The 18,225-nt window shown below is 69.0% G+C and carries 18 protein-coding genes; 12 read left to right on the forward strand and 6 right to left on the reverse strand.

Features of this window, described 5'->3' with window-relative positions:
• The 4 genes from QZV94_RS12085 to QZV94_RS12100 form a co-directional block, all read left to right on the forward strand.
• Positions 1 to 1,276 (forward strand): MFS transporter (locus QZV94_RS12085; RefSeq protein ID WP_293678137.1); only part of this gene is annotated, 1,276 nt, incomplete at its 5' end.
• A 233-nt stretch (positions 1,277 to 1,509) separates the two neighbouring features.
• The gene (locus tag QZV94_RS12090; protein WP_293678138.1) at positions 1,510 to 2,106 is read left to right on the forward strand and encodes a PEPxxWA-CTERM sorting domain-containing protein; all 597 of its coding nucleotides are present in this window, start codon (positions 1,510 to 1,512) and stop codon (positions 2,104 to 2,106) included.
• Between the two features lie 52 nt (positions 2,107 to 2,158).
• Positions 2,159 to 3,502, forward strand: coding sequence for an adenylosuccinate lyase (purB, locus tag QZV94_RS12095; RefSeq protein ID WP_293678139.1), 1,344 nt, complete (start codon positions 2,159 to 2,161; stop codon positions 3,500 to 3,502).
• Positions 3,472 to 3,810, forward strand: coding sequence for an MmcQ/YjbR family DNA-binding protein (locus QZV94_RS12100; RefSeq protein ID WP_293678156.1), 339 nt, complete (start codon positions 3,472 to 3,474; stop codon positions 3,808 to 3,810). Before purB ends, QZV94_RS12100 begins: the two co-directional genes overlap by 31 nt.
• A 1-nt stretch (position 3,811) precedes the next feature.
• Here the strand turns inward: QZV94_RS12100 and QZV94_RS12105 are convergent, their stop codons facing one another.
• The gene (locus QZV94_RS12105; RefSeq protein WP_293678140.1) at positions 3,812 to 4,135 is read right to left on the reverse strand and encodes a DUF1476 domain-containing protein; all 324 of its coding nucleotides are present in this window, start codon (positions 4,133 to 4,135) and stop codon (positions 3,812 to 3,814) included.
• A gap of 232 nt (positions 4,136 to 4,367) precedes the next feature.
• On the opposite strand from QZV94_RS12105, the gene purC reads away from it, so the two are divergent.
• The 4 genes from purC to purQ all read left to right on the forward strand — a co-directional run bounded on the left by purC (position 4,368) and on the right by purQ (position 6,469).
• Positions 4,368 to 5,123 carry a phosphoribosylaminoimidazolesuccinocarboxamide synthase gene (purC, locus tag QZV94_RS12110; protein ID WP_293678141.1) on the forward strand — a complete coding sequence of 252 codons (756 nt, stop codon included), beginning with the start codon at positions 4,368 to 4,370 and terminating at the stop codon, positions 5,121 to 5,123.
• Positions 5,124 to 5,125: 2 nt separating this feature from the next.
• Positions 5,126 to 5,365 (forward strand): phosphoribosylformylglycinamidine synthase subunit PurS, encoded by a 240-nt coding sequence (gene purS / locus QZV94_RS12115; RefSeq protein ID WP_293678142.1) that lies wholly within the window; start codon positions 5,126 to 5,128, stop codon positions 5,363 to 5,365.
• Entirely contained in the window at positions 5,362 to 5,733 is a 372-nt protein-coding gene (locus QZV94_RS12120; RefSeq protein WP_293678143.1) for a hypothetical protein, read from the forward strand. Before purS ends, QZV94_RS12120 begins: the two co-directional genes overlap by 4 nt.
• Positions 5,734 to 5,806: 73 nt before the next feature.
• On the forward strand, positions 5,807 to 6,469 hold the full coding sequence (purQ, locus tag QZV94_RS12125) for a phosphoribosylformylglycinamidine synthase subunit PurQ (RefSeq protein ID WP_293678144.1): 663 nt from the start codon (positions 5,807 to 5,809) through the stop codon (positions 6,467 to 6,469).
• A gap of 19 nt (positions 6,470 to 6,488) precedes the next feature.
• On the opposite strand, the gene purL is transcribed toward purQ, so the two are convergent.
• Positions 6,489 to 8,723 carry a phosphoribosylformylglycinamidine synthase subunit PurL gene (purL, locus tag QZV94_RS12130; RefSeq protein WP_293678145.1) on the reverse strand — a complete coding sequence of 745 codons (2,235 nt, stop codon included), beginning with the start codon at positions 8,721 to 8,723 and terminating at the stop codon, positions 6,489 to 6,491.
• Positions 8,724 to 8,848: 125 nt separating this feature from the next.
• On the opposite strand from purL, the gene QZV94_RS12135 reads away from it, so the two are divergent.
• On the forward strand, positions 8,849 to 10,441 hold the full coding sequence (locus tag QZV94_RS12135; protein ID WP_293678146.1) for an ATP-binding protein: 1,593 nt from the start codon (positions 8,849 to 8,851) through the stop codon (positions 10,439 to 10,441).
• 9 nt (positions 10,442 to 10,450) lie between these two features.
• Here the strand turns inward: QZV94_RS12135 and QZV94_RS12140 are convergent, their stop codons facing one another.
• Positions 10,451 to 11,878, reverse strand: coding sequence for an MFS transporter (locus QZV94_RS12140; protein ID WP_293678147.1), 1,428 nt, complete (start codon positions 11,876 to 11,878; stop codon positions 10,451 to 10,453).
• A gap of 109 nt (positions 11,879 to 11,987) precedes the next feature.
• On the opposite strand from QZV94_RS12140, the gene QZV94_RS12145 reads away from it, so the two are divergent.
• On the forward strand, positions 11,988 to 12,308 hold the full coding sequence (locus QZV94_RS12145; protein WP_293678148.1) for a DUF1905 domain-containing protein: 321 nt from the start codon (positions 11,988 to 11,990) through the stop codon (positions 12,306 to 12,308).
• Here the strand turns inward: QZV94_RS12145 and QZV94_RS12150 are convergent.
• Both QZV94_RS12150 and QZV94_RS12155 read right to left on the reverse strand, forming a co-directional pair.
• The gene (locus QZV94_RS12150; RefSeq protein ID WP_293678149.1) at positions 12,305 to 13,078 is read right to left on the reverse strand and encodes an SDR family NAD(P)-dependent oxidoreductase; all 774 of its coding nucleotides are present in this window, start codon (positions 13,076 to 13,078) and stop codon (positions 12,305 to 12,307) included. The two genes, QZV94_RS12145 and QZV94_RS12150, sit on opposite strands and share 4 nt — an antisense overlap.
• 28 nt (positions 13,079 to 13,106) lie before the next feature.
• Positions 13,107 to 14,159 carry a phosphotransferase gene (locus QZV94_RS12155; protein WP_293678150.1) on the reverse strand — a complete coding sequence of 351 codons (1,053 nt, stop codon included), beginning with the start codon at positions 14,157 to 14,159 and terminating at the stop codon, positions 13,107 to 13,109.
• A 162-nt stretch (positions 14,160 to 14,321) separates the two neighbouring features.
• On the opposite strand from QZV94_RS12155, the gene QZV94_RS12160 reads away from it, so the two are divergent.
• Positions 14,322 to 15,365: a patatin-like phospholipase family protein gene (locus QZV94_RS12160; RefSeq protein ID WP_293678151.1), complete on the forward strand. Its 1,044-nt coding sequence runs from the start codon at positions 14,322 to 14,324 to the stop codon at positions 15,363 to 15,365.
• Positions 15,366 to 15,532: 167 nt separating this feature from the next.
• A complete protein-coding gene (locus tag QZV94_RS12165; protein ID WP_293678152.1) occupies positions 15,533 to 16,816 on the forward strand; it encodes a phytanoyl-CoA dioxygenase family protein in 1,284 nt (427 codons plus the stop codon).
• Between the two features lie 17 nt (positions 16,817 to 16,833).
• Here QZV94_RS12165 and QZV94_RS12170 read toward each other — a convergent pair.
• Positions 16,834 to 18,225, reverse strand: a 1,392-nt coding sequence (locus QZV94_RS12170; protein WP_293678153.1) for an MFS transporter, incomplete at its 5' end; no start/stop codon positions are given.

The following is an 18,225-nucleotide window of genomic DNA, read 5'->3' on the forward strand; positions in this document are numbered from 1 at the left end:
GCTCGGCATCCCGATCGCGCGCTTCGCCGAGCGGTTCAGCCGGATCAACATCATCACCGGGGCGATCGTGATCTGGTCGGCGTTCACCGCGCTCTGCGGCACGGCCTCCAACTTCGCCACCCTGGCCGCCTACCGATTCGGGGTCGGCGTCGGCGAGGCGGGGCTCTCCCCGCCGTCGCATTCGCTGATCAGCGACTATTTCGAGCCCAAGCGCCGGGCCTCGGCGCTGGCGGTCTATTCGTTCGGCATCCCGATGGGCGCCATGCTGGGCGCGGTGATCGGCGGCCAGATGCTGGACCACTTCACCTGGCGCGCCGCCCTGATGCTGGTGGGGCTGCCGGGGATCGCGGTGGCCATCGCGCTGAAGCTCATCGTCAAGGAGCCGCCGCGCGGCCACTCGGAGGCTGACGGCGGCGCCGCCGCGCGGGCCGCCCCGCCGGTGCCGCTCAGCCGCGAGCTCAGCGAGATGTGGTCAGTGACCAAGGCGCTGTTCGGCAGCTGGCCGATGGCCAACATCGTGCTGGGCATGACCCTGGTCTCCTTCGCCGGCTACGCGGGCGGCCAGTTCGCGCCGCCCTACTTCCTGCGCGCGTTCGACCTCACCTACGGCCACGTGGGCCTGATCGTGGGCCTCGCGGCCGGGCTGGGCCAGGGGATCGGCACCCTGGCGGGCGGGCCGCTCTCCGACCGGCTGGCGCGCCACGGGCCCCACTGGTACGCCCTGCTGCCGGCCATCGGCGTGCTGATCGCCTTCCCGCTCACCGTAGGGGTGTATGTGGCGCCCACCTGGCAGATCGCCACGGTGTTCATCCTGCTGCCGGGACTGTTCGCCTACACCTATCTGGGCCCCACCTTCGGGGTGGTGCAGAACATGGTGCCGACGCACCAGCGCGCGACCGCCGCGGCGATCCTGCTCTTCTTCGTCAACCTGATCGCGCTGGGCGGCGGCCCGCCCTTCGCCGGCTGGGTGATCGACCACTTCGCCGCCATCCACTTCGCCCAACCCACGCTGGGAGGCCAGTTGCTGCCGGCGCTGAGCGGCTTCTTCCAGGCCGATCCGGCTGGCTTCCAGGCGGCCTGCCCCGGCGGCGCGGCTCCGGCCGGCGCGGGCGCGCAGGCAGCGGCGGCGTGCAAGAGCGCCCTGGTGCTAGGCACGCGGCAGGGGATCATCATCTCCTACGTCTTCTACCTCTGGGGCGCGGCGCACTACGTGTTGGGCGCCTTCGGCCTCAGCGGCGCCATGGCCCGGGCGCGGGCGGCTCGCGGCGAGGTCTGACGCGCCGCGGACGGGAACCTCGGGTCACGATCCATAGTTTAGGCCACAGTTCGGCGCCCGGCAGGCGGGCGTCGACGACTGGGCTGCCTTATGCACGTGCAAGGCGACAGCGGCGTCTGCAAGCGAACCGGGGAGGCTTGCAATCACTGCGCGTACAGGGCGGCCCGTTGGATGTGGGACGGGCCATGCGCGGGTTCAGAATAGCGATTGCGGCGGGTGCGAGCGCCGCGGTCTTGGCCGCTACCCCGGCGGCGGCGGTCACGGTGCTGGATGTCGGTCGCTCCAACGACTGCGGCAAGACGACCTGCTTCAACGACCAGGGCGCCTTCACGCGGACCTGGTCGGCCGTCGACGTGCCAGGCCGCACGACCATCGGCAAATTCCTGATGGACCGCGGCGTTCTGGGCGACCTCGACAGCCGGACCTTCCGCGTCGCCTTCACCGTGGACGGAAAGGAAGTCGGTTCCTGGGGCGCCTACACGATGGGAAATATCGGCGGCGCGGTGTTGGGCTTCGACGGCCTGGACTTCGAATGGAACCCGGCAGACGGCGACCTGGTCCTGACCCTCGCGCTCGTGCCGCTTCGGGAAGCGGGCGCGGGCGGCGGCGGCCTTTTCTCCGGCATGGCCAGCGCCCGCTTCGCCGACGACCGGCCCAGCCAACCCGGCGGCGTCGGCTTCCTGCCTCAAGGGTTGGCTCCCCCGAGCAGTCCGATTGTCGACCGCCTGGTTGCAATCTCCGCGCCCGAGCCCGCCACCTGGGCGCTGATGATCGGCGGCTTCGGCCTGGCGGGGGCGGCGCTGCGCCGTAGCCGCCGCGCCTCCGCCTGAACCCGTTCAAACCATTTGACTTGAGCCCGGGCCCGGCCGCAAACCGCGCGGCATGATCCCCCGTTACACCCGCCAGGAAGCCGCCGACGTCTGGTCGCCCCAGACGCGCTTCAAAATCATGTTCGAGATCGAAGCGCACGCCGCCGACGCCATGGCCGAGCTGGGCGTGATCCCGAAGGAAGCCGCGCGCATCATCTGGGAGAAGGGAAGGAACGTCGTCTGGAACGCCGAGCGCATCGACGAGATCGAGCGCGAGGTGAAGCACGACGTCATCGCCTTCCTGACCCACGTCACCGAGGTGGTCGGCCCCGAGGCGCGGTTCCTCCACCAGGGCATGACCTCGTCGGACGTCAACGACACGGCGCTGGCCGTCCAGCTCTGCCGCGCCACCGACCTCCTGTTGGAAGACGTGGACCTGGTGCTCGCCGCCCTGAAGCGGCGCGCCTACGAGCATCGCTTCACGCCCACCGTCGGGCGCAGCCACGCCATCCACGCCGAGCCCACGACCTTCGGCCTGAAGCTCGCCGGACATTACGCCGAGTTCCAGCGCGCCAAGGAACGGCTGGCGATGGCCCGTTTCGAGATCGCCACCTGCGCCATATCCGGCGCCGTCGGCACCTTCGCCAACGTCGCCCCCGAGGTGGAGGCTCACGTCGCCGCCGAGCTTGGGCTGGTCGTGGAGCCGGTCTCCACCCAGGTGATCCCGCGCGACCGCCACGCCGCCTATTTCGCCGCCCTTGCCGTGGTGGCGAGCTCCATCGAGCGCCTGGCCACCGAGATCCGCCACCTTCAGCGCACCGAGGTGCTGGAGGCCGAGGAGCCGTTCGACGCGGGGCAGAAGGGCTCGAGCGCGATGCCCCACAAGCGCAATCCGATCCTGACCGAGAACCTGACCGGCCTTGCGCGCCTGGTCCGTTCGGCCGTCATCCCGGCGTTGGAGAACGTCACCCTCTGGCACGAGCGGGACATCAGCCACTCCTCGGTCGAGCGCGGCATCTGCCCCGACGCCACCGTCCACCTGGACTTCGCCCTGCGCCGGCTGGCCGGCGTGGTCGAACGGCTGGTGATCTACCCGGAGAACATGGCGAAGAACCTCGACCGCCTGGGCGGCCTGGTCCACTCCCAGCGGGTGCTGCTGGGCCTCACCCAGAAGGGCCTGAGCCGCGAGGCCTCCTACGCGGCCGTCCAGCGCAATGCGATGCGGGTGTGGCGCGGCGAGGGGAACTTCCTCGACTTCCTGAAGGCCGATCCCGAGATCACCCTGGCCGACGCGGAACTCGAGGACCTGTTCGACCTCGACTACCACTTCAAGAATGTCGACCGCATCTTCGCCCGCGTCTTCGGCGAGCATGAGGAGGCGAACGCATCGCGACCTTTGACGACCTCCGCCGCCTAGCGCTCGCCCTACCCGGCGCCCACGAAGTCATCTATCGGGGCGCGCCCTGGTTCAACGTGGGCAAGAAGACGTTCGCGCTCGTCCCGAACGACCGCGCGATCCTGAAGCTCGACAAGGGCCACCAGGAACTGCTGTTCGAGATCCGTCCCGAGACCTTCAGCAAGTGCCCGGTCGCCACCGTGTACTGGAGCTACGTAGAGCTGGCGCACCTCGATGCAGACGAGCTCGCCGGCCTCGTGCTGGAGGCCTGGTCGCAGGTGGTCCCCAAGAAGGTGAGCCGGCCAGTACTGGAGGCGGCGAAGGCCTAGGCTATTTCCCGGCCTTCACGCCTTCGCGCGCCTGGGCCAGCAGCTCGGCCATCTTCATGCGCACTTCGCCCTCGGACACGGCCACGCCGGCGCCCTTCAGGTCCTCGAACACCTTGCGCAGGACGTCCTCGTCGCCCGGCAGCTCGAAGTCCGATTTTATCACGGCCTTGGCGTATTCCTCGACATGGGGCGCCTGCAGGCCCATCAGGCCGGCCGCCCACTCGCCCAGGGCGCGGTTGCGGCGCGCATGGGCCTTGAACTCCTGCTCCTGGTCGAGGGCGAACTTCTTCTCAAAGCCACGTTCGCGGTCGTCAAAGGTGCTCATCGGGTCCTAGGGGTAAACTGCACGGAGCGGGCGATCCCATATCGTGCGCTGACCGGGCCCGCAATCGAAAGCGGTCGTGGGCCGCGAGTTTGCGCCAAGGCGCCGCATTCGCTATTTTTGCAGCGCCTGCAATGGGGCGAGACCTCGAGTCGCACCCGCGCGCGAGACATCGGACCGCGCGCGTTTTTCGTTTTCCGACTAAGGGTAGTCCTCGCCATGGAGAAGGCACGAAATGACCCGCCGTAAGAAGATCTACGAGGGCAAGGCCAAGATCCTGTACGAAGGTCCTGAACCGGGCACACTGATCCAGTACTTCAAGGATGACACCACCGCTTTCGACGCCACCAAGAAGGCCGTCCTGGAGGGCAAGGGGGTCATCAACAACCGGATCAGCGAGTACATCATGACCAAGCTGAACTCGATCGGGGTTCAGAACCACTTCATCAAGCGGCTGAACCTGCGCGAGCAGCTGATCAAGGAAGTCGAGATCATCCCGCTGGAGGTGGTCTGCCGCAACGTGGCCGCCGGATCCCTCTCCACCCGGTACGGGATTCCCGAGGGACAGCCGCTGCCGCGCTCGATCATCGAGTTCTACCTGAAGGACGACAAGCTCCACGACCCGATGGTCTCCGAGGAGCACATCACCGCCTTCAACTGGGCCACCACCCAGGAGATCGACGACATCATGGCCCTGACCCTGCGGGTGAACGACTTCCTCACCGGCCTGTTCGGCGGAGTCGGCATTACCCTGGTGGATTTCAAGATCGAGTTCGGGCGCGTCTGGGAGAACGAGTTCTCCCGCGTCATCCTGGCCGACGAGATCAGCCCCGACAGCTGCCGCCTGTGGGACACCATCACCAGCGAAAAGCTGGACAAGGACCGCTTCCGCCGCGACCTCGGCAACGTCATCGAGAGCTACGCCGAGGTTGCGCGCCGCCTCGGGATCATGAAGGAGATGCCCACCGTGATTCAGGGGGGTCTCCACTAGGCATGCGCGCCAAGGTCCATGTGTTCCTCAAGCCCGGCGTCCTCGACGTCCAGGGCAAGGCGGTCGAGCAGGCCCTGCACGGCCTCGGCTGGAGCGGCGTCGAGCACGTCCGCGTCGGCAAGACCATCGAGTTCGATATCGCCGCCGCCGACGCCGCCGCCGCCGAGGCGGAGGTGAAGGCCATGTGCGAGAAGCTCCTCGCCAACACCGTGATCGAAAGCTTCCGGGTGGAGCTGGCGTGAAGCTGCGGAGCGCACTCCCGCTCCTCCTCACGCTCTGCGCCTGCTCGCCGAAAGCCGGCGAGGCGCCCGCCACCTACCTCGACCTGAACTGCGAGCTGCCCTTCGACGCCCAGGTGGCCACGCTGACCGCCCAGCCCCGGCTGGACCGGGCCGGGACCGTGGGATCGGAGCCCTATATCTACTATTCCGCCGCCGACGGCAGCGTCTCCTACCTGATCACCCGCCCGGGCTCCCCCGCCCATCCGGCGATCATGATGCAGCGGGCGAAGAACGGCGTGCACACCACCGGATGCCCGTATGGCAGCCAGCGCGGCTACGATGAACTCCACGCCTACATGGACAGCCTCAAGACCTGGACCCGCAAATAGGCCCCTCCCCTCGGCCCCCTGCGCTCGGGTGAAAGGCTGACCTCGCCTTCGAACAATGCTAAGCGCGCGGCCCATGAAAGCCGCCGTCGTCGTCTTCCCTGGCTCCAACTGTGACCGCGACTGCAAGGTCGCCATCGAGCGCTCCACCGGCGCGCAGGTGGAGATGGTCTGGCATGGCGACACCGCCCTGCCCGCTGCGCTCGACCTGATCGTTCTGCCCGGCGGGTTCTCCTACGGCGACTACCTGCGCTGCGGCGCCATGGCGTCGCTGTCGCCGATCATGGCTGAAGTGAAGGCTGCGGCCCTTCGCGGGGTGGCCACCGTCGGCATCTGCAACGGCTTCCAGGTGCTGTGCGAGGCCGGCCTGCTGCCGGGCGCGCTGCTGCGCAACGAGCGGCTGAAGTACGTCTGCAAGGCCGTCGACCTGGCCGTGGTCAACAGCCAGACCCGCTTTACCGCCGGCTACGCGGGCCGCCGCCAAGTGGCCATGACCGTCGGCAACGGCGAGGGCAACTTCTTCGCCGACGAACCGACCCTCGATCGCCTGGAAGGCGACGGCCAGGTCGTCTTCCGCTACCTCGACAATCCCAACGGCTCGGCGCGCGACATCGCCGGCATCATCAACCCCAAGGGCAATGTGCTGGGCCTGATGCCCCACCCCGACCGGGCCTTTGAGCCCGAACTGGGATCGGCCGACGGCGCGCTCCTGTTCCAAAGCGCGCTCGCCAGCGCCTGATCCCGGCCCTCTAGTCTAGCTAGTCACCCATGAACGCCGGCATCCAGCCCTCGTGGGCGGCGCGGAGGTCTTCGAGGTCGAGGGCGGCGATGAGCCCGCCCGCGCCGCTGAGGGAGATCTCGTCGCCCCCGGCCTGCCCGACGATGAGGTATGCGACGCCCGCGCCCCCCGCCGCCGCGTCGAGCTCGTCGAGCTGGTCGTTGCGGAGCGCGATCAGGTAGCGGGCCTGGTCTTCACCGAAGAAGAAGGCGTGGTCCGGAACGGCGCTCTCGTTGTCGAGCGCCAGGCCCACGGACGAGGCCAGAGCCATCTCCGCCGCCGCGGCGACCAGGCCGCCGTCGGAGAGGTCGTGGACAGTGGTCACGACGCCCGCCTCGATCAGGCCTCGCACCACATCGCCGGTGCGGCGCTCGAGCGCGAGGTCGACCGGCGGCGGCGCGCCGTCTTCGCGATCGAGCACTTCGCGCAGGTACATCGAGGCCCCGAGCTCCCCGACGGTCTCGCCCACCAGGACCAGGACGTCACCGGCCTTGAGCGAGCCGAAGTCGGCGCGCCGGCCGTAGTCGGCGATCAAGCCGATGCCGCCGACCGTGGGCGTTGGCGGAATCGCGACGCCATTGGTCTCGTTGTAGAGGCTGACGTTGCCGCCCACGACGGGGAAGTCGAGCGCGCGGCAGGCCTCGGCCATGCCCTCTATGGCGCGCACGATCTGGCCCATGATCTCCGGGCGCTCCGGATTGCCGAAGTTGAGGTTGTCGGTGATGGCGATGGGCAGCGCGCCTACCGCGGTGAGGTTGCGCCAGGCTTCGGCGACGGCCTGCTTGCCACCCTCGTAGGGGTCGTTCTGGACGTAGCGGGGCGTGACGTCGGAGCACATGGCTAGCGCCTTATGCGTCCCGTGGACGCGGACGATCCCGGCGTCGGCCCCGGTGGCCGAGTCCTCCAGGGTGTCGGCCATGACGTGGCGGTCGTACTGCTCCCAGAGCCAACGCTTCGACGCCATGTCGGGCGCGCTCATCAGCGTGACGATGGCGGCCTTCCAATCGTCGGGCGCCGGGACGTCGGCCGGGGCCAGGCGGGGTTGCGCCACCGGCGCGGTCCAGGGACGGTCATAGAGCGGCGCGTCGTCGAACAGCGGCGCCAGCGGCACGTCGGCGACGACCTGGCCGTGATGCTTCAGGACCAGATGGCCGGTGTCGGTGGTGATCCCTATGGTGGCGGCGTCCAGGCCCCACTTGGCGAAGATGCGCTGTCCATCCGCTTCTCGTCCTGGCTTGAGGATCGCCAGCATCCGCTCCTGGCTCTCCGAGAGCATCATCTCGTAGGCGGTCATGCCCTCCTCGCGCTGGGGCACCGCGTCCAGGTCGAGCTCGATGCCGACCGCGCCCTTGCCCGCCATCTCGACGGAGGAGGAGGTGAGGCCGGCGGCGCCCATGTCCTGGATGGCGGCGACGGCGCCGGAGGCCATCAGCTCCAGCGTCGCTTCGATCAGGAGCTTCTCGGCGAAGGGGTCGCCGACCTGGACGGTGGGACGCTTCTCGTCGGAGGCGTCGTCGAATTCCTGGCTGGCCATGGTGGCGCCATGGATGCCGTCGCGGCCCGTCTTGGAGCCGAAGTAGACCACGGGCAGGCCGGCGGCGGGCGCGGCGGAGTAGAAGATCTTGTCCGCATCCGCCAAGCCCACGCACATGGCGTTGACCAGGATGTTGCCGTCATAGCCGCGGTGGAAATTGGTCTCGCCGGCCACGGTGGGCACGCCGACGCAATTGCCATAGCCGCCGATACCCGCAACGACGCCGGAGACCAGGCGCCGGGTCTTCGGGTGGCTGGGGTCGCCGAAGCGCAGCGCGTTGAGCAGGGCGATGGGCCGGGCTCCCATGGTGAAGACGTCGCGCATGATGCCGCCAACGCCGGTCGCGGCGCCCTGGTAGGGCTCGATGAACGAGGGGTGGTTGTGGCTCTCCATCTTGAAGATGCAGGCCAGTTTCGTGCCATCCGGGCCGTCGCCGATGTCGATGACGCCGGCGTTCTCGCCGGGGCCGCAGATCACCTTGGGGCCGGTGGTGGGAAACTTGCCCAGGTGGATCTTCGACGACTTGTAGGAGCAGTGCTCCGACCACATCACCGAGAACACACCGAGCTCCACGTCGTTGGGCTCGCGGTTCAGGCGGCGGATTATCAGGTCGTACTCGTCGGGCTTCAGGCCGTATTCGGCGGCCTTGTCGGCCAGGGACTTCACGGGCGCGGCGCTCATGGCGGGTGTCTACCCGGACTCGACCGCGGGCGCGATAGGCGCGACCGGTCCGAACGCCCCGTTAACGGGGACCGCCTAGTCTGGGCGCTCGGGCGCCATGTGCGGCGGCCCGCGTGAGGATTCCGATGCCCAGGCGTGACGCCGCCAGCGATCTGTCGACGTTCTTCGACGTGTCCCTGGACATGCTTTGCATTCGCGACATGGCCGGACGCCTGATCAAGGTGAGCGCCGCCTGGGAAACCGTGCTGGGCTACACGGTCGAGGAGCTGGAGGGTATGCCGCTCCTGCCCCTCATCCATCCCGACGACGTGGCGTTGACACGCGCCGAGATGCTGCGCGTCGAGACCGAGACCGGGGTCGTCGCGTTCGTGAACCGCTACCGGCGCCGCGACGGACAGTACCGCCAGCTCGAGTGGCGCGCGCGGCGGTCCGGCGACAAGGTTTTCGCCATGGCGCGCGACGTCACCGAGCGTCTGGCGGTCGAGGCGGAGCGGGACGCGGCCCGCCAGGCCGCGGAATCCGCCAATCAAGCCAAGACCGACTTCCTGGCCAACATGAGCCACGAGATCCGAACGCCGCTGAACGGCGTCATCGGCATCGTCGAGGCCCTCGGCCAGACACCGCTGAGCCCCGTTCAGGCCGAGATGGTCGAGCTGATCCAGACCTCGGGGGCGACACTGGAGCGGCTGGTGTCCGACATCCTGGACATCTCGAAGGTCGAAGCTGGACTGCTGGAGATGGAGAGCCGCGCGTTCGACCTGCGGGCCGCGCTGGCCGGTCCGATAGACCTGCATCGCTCCCGCGCCGAGGCCAAGGGGCTGGCCTTCGAGGTTGGCTTCGGCGAACACGCCCGCGGCGCCTTCGTCGGCGACAGCGTCCGCATTCGGCAGGTCCTGGGCAATCTGCTGTCGAACGCCGTGAAGTTCACGCATGCGGGCGACGTGCGCGTCACCGTGGACGTCTCGACGCCGCCGGCGGCGGAGGGGCCGAGCGAGGTGGTCCTGGAGGTGCGCGACAGCGGCGTCGGGTTCGACGCCGAGAGCGGCAAGCGGCTGTTCCAGCGCTTCAGCCAGGCCGACACCTCGACAACCCGCGTGTTTGGCGGCAGCGGCCTGGGCCTTTCCATCTGCAAGGCGCTGGTCGAGATGATGGGCGGTCAGATCACAGCCTCGTCCGAGCCGGGGCGCGGCAGTGTCTTCCGGGTCGCGTTGCCGCTCCCACGTGACGCATCTCTGGCCGACGCCGCCGGCGAGGCTCTCGCGGCGCGTGATCTTCCGGCGTCGGCGCTCAGGGGCGGACCGCCGCTTAGGGTGCTGCTGGCGGAAGACCATCCTGTGAACCAGAAGGTGGTGCAACTCCTGTTGGCCCCCTACGGCGTCGATATCACCACGGTGGGCAGCGGGGTCGACGCCGTCGCGGCCTTCACGGCTAGCCCCTTCGACCTGGTGCTCATGGACATGCAGATGCCGGTCATGGATGGCCTGATCGCCACCCGGGCCATCCGCGCGCACGAGGCGACGCTGGCGGGCGGGCCCCGCACGCCGATCCTCATGCTCAGCGCCAACGCCATGGCCCAGCACGCTGATGCCGCAATGGCAGCGGGAGCCGATCTGCACGTAGCCAAGCCGGTCACCGCCAAGTCGCTCGTCGAAGGCATTGAGCGCGTGCTGGAGGCCCCCGCGACCGGCGCCGACCGGGGCGCGACGGGCGCCGCTTGAAACCGCCCGCTACTTCGCGACCATGTCGCGACGCAACCAGCGGCAGGTGAGCAGGTAGAAGCCGCCGGCCACCGCGTAGAGCAACGAAGTGAGCAGCAGGGAGCGCTGCAGGCTCTGCGGGTGGGCAATGGCGCAGACCGATTGAAGGTCGACCGACAGCGCCTTGCGCGCAGCGGTCTCGCAAGCCTTGCGGGTGAGGTCGGCGGCCCCAAGGTCGGCCACCTGAAGGGTGAAGATGAGATCGCTGAGCGCGCCGATGAACAGCGGGCCGAGGCCGTAGCCCAGCAGGTTGGCGATGAAGAGCAGCATTGCGGTGGAAACGGCGCGGACCTGGGCGGAGACCACCCCCTGGGCGATCGTGTACTGGGCGGCGAGGTAGCCGAACTTGGCGAACCCGCCGATGCAGAGGGCGGCGACGCAGACCCCTACGCTGTCTGTGGAGAAGGCCAGGGCGTAGAAGGGCACGCAGATGAGCATGCCGAAGCCCGGGATCCAGGCGATGGCGTTGGGATAGCGCCGGGCCAGGCGCTCGGCCATGAAGCCCGTGGCGAGCGCGCCCAGGGAGCCCGCAACGGCGGCGGGGGCGTTCACCCAGACGGCGGCCTCGCCGGCGGAGAGGCCGAAGGTGCGGTTGATGAACAACGCCTGGAACGAGGAGATGCCGTAGCCGCAAAAGCTGGCGATAGTGCAGCCGGCGGCGTTGGTCCACCAGGAGGGCTTGGAGGCGAGCTCGCGGAAGCCGTCGGCGAAGCTGACCTTGTCGCGGCGCACCGTGCCGGGCGGGTCGGTATAGCCGCGCGGCGGCTCCTTCACCGTGAAACGCAGGATCAGGGCGATGGCGATCCCCGGCGCGCCCACGACGAAGAAGGCGGTGCGCCAGCCGAAGGCGTCGGTCAGCGGGCCGCCGATCAGGTTGGCCAGCAGGCCACCGAGAGTCACGCCCATGGCGTAGAAGCCGAGCGCGGTCGAGCGGCTCTTGGGCGGGTAGTAGTCGGCGATCAAGGAGTTGGCGGGCGGCGTGCAGCCGGCCTCGCCGATGCCCACGCCCACGCGGCAGGCCAGTAAGATCCAGAACGCGCCGATCGTCAGGCCCGCGACGGTGACCTCCGCCGCGAACCCGCACAGCGCGGTCATGAGCGACCAGAGCGCCACGCAGACAGTCATGATCGTGACCCGATGGCGGGTCTCGGAGAACTGGGCCAGCGGGATGCCGACGATGGTGTAGAGCAGCGCGAAGCCGAAGCCGGTGAGCAGCCCGAAGGCGGTGTCGGAGATGCCCAGCTCCGGCTTCATCACCGGGGCCACGACGCTGAGCAGGCCACGGTCGACGAAGTTCAGGATGTAGACGATCAGCAGCGCGGTGAGCACGTAGCTGCGATAGGGGCGGGTCCCGTAGCCGGTGAGGTGGCCGTCGGTGGCCGGGCTCGTCGCGGTCATGGTGTTCGTCGCTCCCCAGGCGCTTCTCGGCAAACCGTAGCCGTCGCAGGGCTTGATGGTCTCGTCGTTTTGCAAAGAAATGTCGGTTCGCAATGACGGCGGGGACAGGATGGACGAGAGGGCGGGATCACCGGTCGTGTTCAGCTTCGAGACCGAGGTGATCTACTGGCGCGGGCCGGCGCCGTACTTCTACGCCCCGGCGCCGCCCGAGCACGCGGATGAGCTGCGGCGACTGGCCCGCGCGGTGACCTATGGCTGGGGCGTGATTCCGGTTTCGGCCGAGATCCGCGGCGTGGCGTTCACCACCTCGCTGTTCCCGAAGGACGGAACCTACCTGCTGCCGCTCAAGAACGCGGTGCGGCACAAGATCGACGTCACCGCCGGCGATGTGGTCGCGGTCACGATGACGATCGACGCGATCCGGCGCTAGCGGGTCTGGCCGCCGTCCACCGGGATGATGGCGCCGGTGATGAAGCTGGCGGCCGGGCTCATAAGGAAGGCGGCGGCGGCGCCGATCTCCTCGGGCTTGCCGTAACGGTTCAGGGGCACCTCGCGCCGGACCCACTTGGCCCAGGTGTCGGCGCGGGGGCCGGTGGAGTTGGCCTCCCACGACCCGCCGGGGAAGATGATGTTGCCGGGGGCAATGGCGTTGACGCGCACGTTCTTCGGCCCGGCGACGCGGGCCAGTTCCTTGACCATGTGATTCATGGCGGCCTTGGCGGTGCCGTAGACGAGCGGCGACCCGAGAGCGCCCAGGCCGGCGATGGAGCTGATGGCCACGAGCGAGCCCTCGCCGCGCTCCATCATCCGCTTGAGCACCGAGCGGGCCAGGCGGAAGGCGGAGTCGAGGTTCTGGGCGAAGCCGGCGTCCCACGTGGCGTCGTCGATGTCGATGCCCAGGCCCGAGGGGCTGATGCCCACGTTGGCCACGGCGCCGAAGATCGGGCCGAGCTCGGCTTCGGCGCGGGCGACGGCGTCCTCGATGACCTTGGAGTCGCGCATGTCGCCGCTGATCGCGAGCAGGCGGTCCTTACCGTACTGGTCGGCGAGGCGCGCGCGGGTCGCTTCCAGTGCTTCGGCGCCGCGGGCGGCGATGGCCAGCTTGGCGCCCTCGGCCAGGCAGGTCTCGACGATACCCAGCCCGATGCCGCGACTCGCGCCGGCCACGAAGATGACCTTGCCGTCCAGTCCGAGGTTCATGCGCCGTGCTCCAGAGCCAAGTCGCCGGTCACTCCCGGCCTTCCAGGACCGCCAGGGCCTGTGTGGCCGTCGCCCTGCAGCCGTTGATAGCTTCGGATTCGCGCGCGGAGTTGCCGGCGAGGATGCGGCCGTAGACGCCCTGGCCGATCGAGGCGAGGCGGAACATGGAGAAGGCGATCAGGAACGCCATGTCTGGGACTTCGCTGCGGCCCGTGCGCTCGCAGTACTTGGCGACGTACTCGTCCTCGGTGGGGATGCCGCTGGTCTTGAAGTCGACGCCGTCGAGGCTGCCCCAGCCCGGCGAATGCGAGCGCCAGAGGTAGGCGTTGTAGGCGATGTCGGCCAGCGGATGACCGATGGTGCAGAGCTCCCAGTCGAGCACCGCGATGATCCGGTTCTCGGTGGGGTGGTACATCACGTTCTCGAGCCGGTAGTCGCCGTGGGCGATCGAGACCGACGGGTCGGTGGGGATGCGCGCCGGCAGCTTCTCGATCAGCGCGTCCATCTCCGGAATCTCTTCGGTCTTCGCGTCGATGTACTGCTTGGTCCAGCGGGCGATCTGGCGCTCGAAATAGGCGCCGTGGCGGCCGAAATCGCCGAGGCCTGCGGCCACGAAGTCGACCTTGTGCAACTTGGCCAGGGTGGCGTTCAGGTCGTCGTAGATCTCCGACCGGTCCTTGGGCGTGAGGCCCGGCAGGGTGGCGTCGCGGAAGATGCGGCCTTCCAGGTAATCCATCACATAGAAGGTGGTGCCGATGACCTCCGGGTCCGTGCACAGGGCGCGCATGACCGGCACCGGGATCTGGCCCGCCAGCGCCTTCATGACCCGGTACTCGCGGTCGACCTGGTGAGCGCTGGAGAGCAGCTGGCCCGGCGGCTTCTTGCGCAGGACGTACAGGTGGCCGGTCGCGTCGGTCAGCAGGAAGGTCGGGTTCGAGGCCCCGCCCTGGAACTGCTGGACCTTGAGCGGGCCCTGGTAGCCTTCGACGTTGGCGGCCATCCAGGCAGCCAGCTTGGCTTCATCGAAGCGGTGGGCGGGGACGACGTCGCGGACGGGGAGGTTGGGGGGCAGATCAGGCATGGGGCGCAGATGTGCCCATGACCTAAGGGTCGGTCAACGGTTTCGCGCCTGAAGGCGCCCGCAGGGAAGGCAGGTCTGCGCGACACGGCCGGACCGGGCAACCATGCGTTGACGGCGGCTGTCACATCGCGACGCCATGATCGGGCAGCGACGAGGGATGCCATGGCCGACGAAATCCGCAAGGCGCTGGTCCTGCAGGGCGGCGGGGCGTTGGGGGCCTTCGCACTGGGGGCTATCCGCGAGCTGTACGGTGCGCGCGGGTGGCGCCCGGACCTGATTTCCGGCGTCTCGATCGGGGCGATCACGGCGGTCTTGCTGGCGCGGCCCCGCGACCGCGAGCCGCTGGAGGCCCTGGAGGCGTTCTGGGCGGCGGTTACGGTGGCGGCGCCGTGGCTGCCGCAGCCGCTTCGGCGCTACGCGTCGGCCTATGGCAACCCGGCCTTCTTCATCCCGCGCACCGACCTGTGGGCGGCGCCTGGCTGGACCAGCCTCTACGACACCGCGCCGCTGCGCCGCACGCTGGAGGGGCTGGTGGACGTGGCGGCCCTGGCGGACCCCACGCGCTTGCCGCGGCTGGTGGTGACGGCCACCGACATCGCCGCCGGCCAGATCATCTCGTTCGACAGCGCCGACCCCGGCGGGCTCAGTCTGGACCACATCCTGGCCAGCGGCAGCCTGCCGCCGTCCTTTCCGATGACGCGGATCGGGACACGCGACTATTGGGACGGCGGCCTGTTCGACAACACGCCGCTGGGCGATGTGCTCTCCCGCCTGTCACGGGGCGGCGATCCGAGCGAGCGGGAGGTGATCGTCGTGAACCTCTTCCCCAATGCGGGGCCGGCGCCGACAAGCCTGGGCGACGTCAGCCAGCGGGTGCTGAACCTGACCTTCGCCAACAAGACGGAATCGGACCTGAAGCTGCTTGCGCGGTTCAATGCCGTGTCGGTCCTGCTGGACAAGATCCGCGGCGAGCCGGAATGGGCGGCGCTGGCGGCCAGCGAGGCGTTCAAGCAGGCCGACCGGGACTATGTGGCCGTGCCGCGGGTGCTGGCGATCACCCGGGCGAGCGAGGCGGGCAATGGCGCCTGGACCGACTTCTCTCCCGGCGGGATCGAGGCGCTGGCCCTCGAAGGGGCCGCCGCCGCCAGGGCGGAGATCGACGAGCCGTGGATGGAGGCCGGGGTTCGGCGCGACGCGCCGCACTGACCTTCAGGGCGGCGGCTACGCTACTTCTGGGCGAGGGCCCTGCGGTGTTCCGCCCCGCGCCAAGATGCGACGGCCGGGGTTAGGCGACCGTTCATGGGCGTTGACCTGCAGAAACTTAGAGGTGACTCTAGGTTCAGCGGCCAATCAGAGCTGCGTGGGAGTTGCCGATGTACACCCTGCCGGGCCAATTCGAATTCCTCTCCGACGCCTGGATCGACGAGGCGCGCGACTGGTTCGCCAAGCGCCGCGAGGGCCTCGGCGCGCCGTTCAGCGTGAGCGAACGGTTCGCCGACGCGCCGCCGCACCTGGGCTTGCCGGACAACGTGGGCAGCTGGACGCTGCGCTGGGACGGCGAGACGGCGAGCGTGGCGCGCGGCTTCGACGCCTCCGCCGACGTCACCTGCGAAGGCGACTACCAGGCGGCGCTGATGGCGGCGCAGTGGGTGGGCATGCTGGTCCCCGGCGCGACCGAGGCGTTGTTTCGCGAGATGACGACCGTGTTCGGCAAGGACGCGATCCGGATGCGCGGCGAGGTCCCGGAGGCGGCTGTCGAGTTGATGGGCCACTTCCACGACCACATGGGCCGCCACACGGTGGAGAACCCCGACCTGGAGCACCGGGCGCGGCGGCTGGGCGTGACCCGCCACATCCGGGAGATGGAGGACCAGGGCTACACGGTGATCGAGAAGGCGATCTCCGACGACTTCGCCGACGAAGTCCGCGCGGCGACCCTGCGCTCGCTGGCCGAGCACCAGAGTGTCTCCCTGCAGTGGATGACCTACCAGGGCCGCGAGTTCGAGCGGCTGGTGCAGAACCCGCAGCTGATGACCCTGATCGACGCTTCGCTGGGCCGCGGGGCGGTGATCGCCTCGATCTCTGCGATCAAGCGGGGACCGGGGAAGGGCTTCATCCCCATGCACACAGACTACAGCCACGTGCCCGAGCCCTATCCGGAGTTCTCGCTGACCGGCGTGGGGGTCTGGGCCCTTGAGGATTGGACCGTGGAGAGCGGGCCGACCTGGATCGTGCCCGGCAGCCACAAGCACCGCCGCCCGCCGCGCGAAGGCGAGGGCCATAACCAGGGCGTGCCGATCGAGATGCCGAAGGGCAGCGTGGTCTACTTCCACCACGGGGTCTGGCACTGGCAGGGCGACCGCACGGAGCCCGGCACGCGGGTGACCATCCACAACCATTTCAACCGCGGGATCCTGCGCAGCCTTGAGCCGAAGAAGGTCGACGCGCGGATGCTGCACCGGAACCCGCCCAGGCTGGGCGAGATGCTGGGCGAGGACGACTGGTTCGACAAGATGAGCGGCCAGGGCCGCGATCACGTCCGCTTTGCGCATATGGCCCAGTTGCTCAGATTCAACGCGGAGAAGAAGCGGATGATCATGGGCGAGGCGGAGCCGGCGGCCGGACGGGACCTCGCCGCCCTCGTCGCGGAGTATTAGGCCCGGGCTTCCGGCGGCTACTTCGCCACCATGTCCTTTCGCAGCCAGCGGCAGGTGAGCAGAAAGAACAGGCCGCCGAGCCCGTAGATCATCGAGGTGATCAGCATCGAGCGCTGCAGGCTCTGCGGGTTGGCGATGTCGCACACCGCCTTGAGCTCGGCGGACAGCGCGGCGCGGCCCGCCGTCTCGCAGACCTTGCGCGCAAGGTCGGGTGCGCCGAGGCCGGCGACCTGCAGGGTGAAGAGCGCGTCCGACAGCGCGCCCATGAACAAGGGGCCCAGGCCGTATCCGAGCAGGTTGACGATGAAGAGCACGATGGCGATGGCCACCGCGCGCGTCTGGGCGCTGACCACGCCCTGGCCGATCGTGTACTGGCCGGTGAGGTAGGAGTACTTCAGCGCGCCGCCGATGCAGAGGCCGACGGCGCACACCCACAGGTTCCCGGTGGTGAAGGCCACCAGGTAGAAGGGCACGCTCAGGATCATGCCCCAGCCGGGCAGCCAGGCGATGGCATTTGGAAACCGCGGCGTCAGGCGCTCCGCGAGCCAGCCGGTGGCGAAGGTGCCGCAGGCGGCCACGACGCCCACGGGCACGTTGATCCAAACCGCCGCCTCGCCGGCCGAGAGCCCGAAGGTGCGGTTCAGGAATAGCGACTGGAAGGTGTTGATCGCATAGCCGCAGAAGGCCGCGACCGTGGAGGCGGCCGCCATGCTCCAGAAGGACTTCTTCGACAGGATCTCACCCATGGCGTCGGAAAACCGCGCCGTGGTGCGTCGCACCGCCCCGGGTGGGTCGGTGTAGCCGCGGGGCGGCTCCCTGACCGTGAGCTTGAGCACGATGGCGACGAGAACGCCGGGCAGGCCGACGATCAGGAAGGCCATCCGCCAGCCGAAAGCGTCGGTGGCAGGGCCGCCGATCAGGTTGGCCATGACCGTGCCGAGGGTCACTCCCATGGCGTAGTAGCCGAGCGCCGTGGCGCGGCTCTTGGGCGGATAGTAGTCGGCGATCAGCGAGTTGGCCGGCGGCGTGCAACCGGCCTCGCCGATGCCCACGCCGACCCGGCAGGCCAGCAGCACCCAGAAGGCGCCGATGGTCAGCGAGCCGATGGTGACCTCCGCGGCCAGGCCACAGAGCGCCGTCATCAGCGACCAGAGCGCGATGCAGACCGTCATGATCCAGACCCGGTGGCGGGTCTCCGCAAACTGGGCCAGCGGGATGCCGACCACGGTGTAGAGCAGTGCGAAGCCGAAGCCGGTGAGCAGCCCGAAGGCGGTGTCGGAGATCCCCAGTTCGGGCTTCATCTGCGGCGCCACCACGGAGAGCAGGGCGCGGTCGATGAAGTTCAGGATGTAGATCACCAGGAGCGCGGTCAGCACGTAGCTGCGGTAGGGCTTGGAGCCGAAGCCGGT

The sequence above is a fragment of the uncultured Phenylobacterium sp. genome, from assembly GCF_902826855.1.
Lineage (GTDB): Bacteria > Pseudomonadota > Alphaproteobacteria > Caulobacterales > Caulobacteraceae > Phenylobacterium.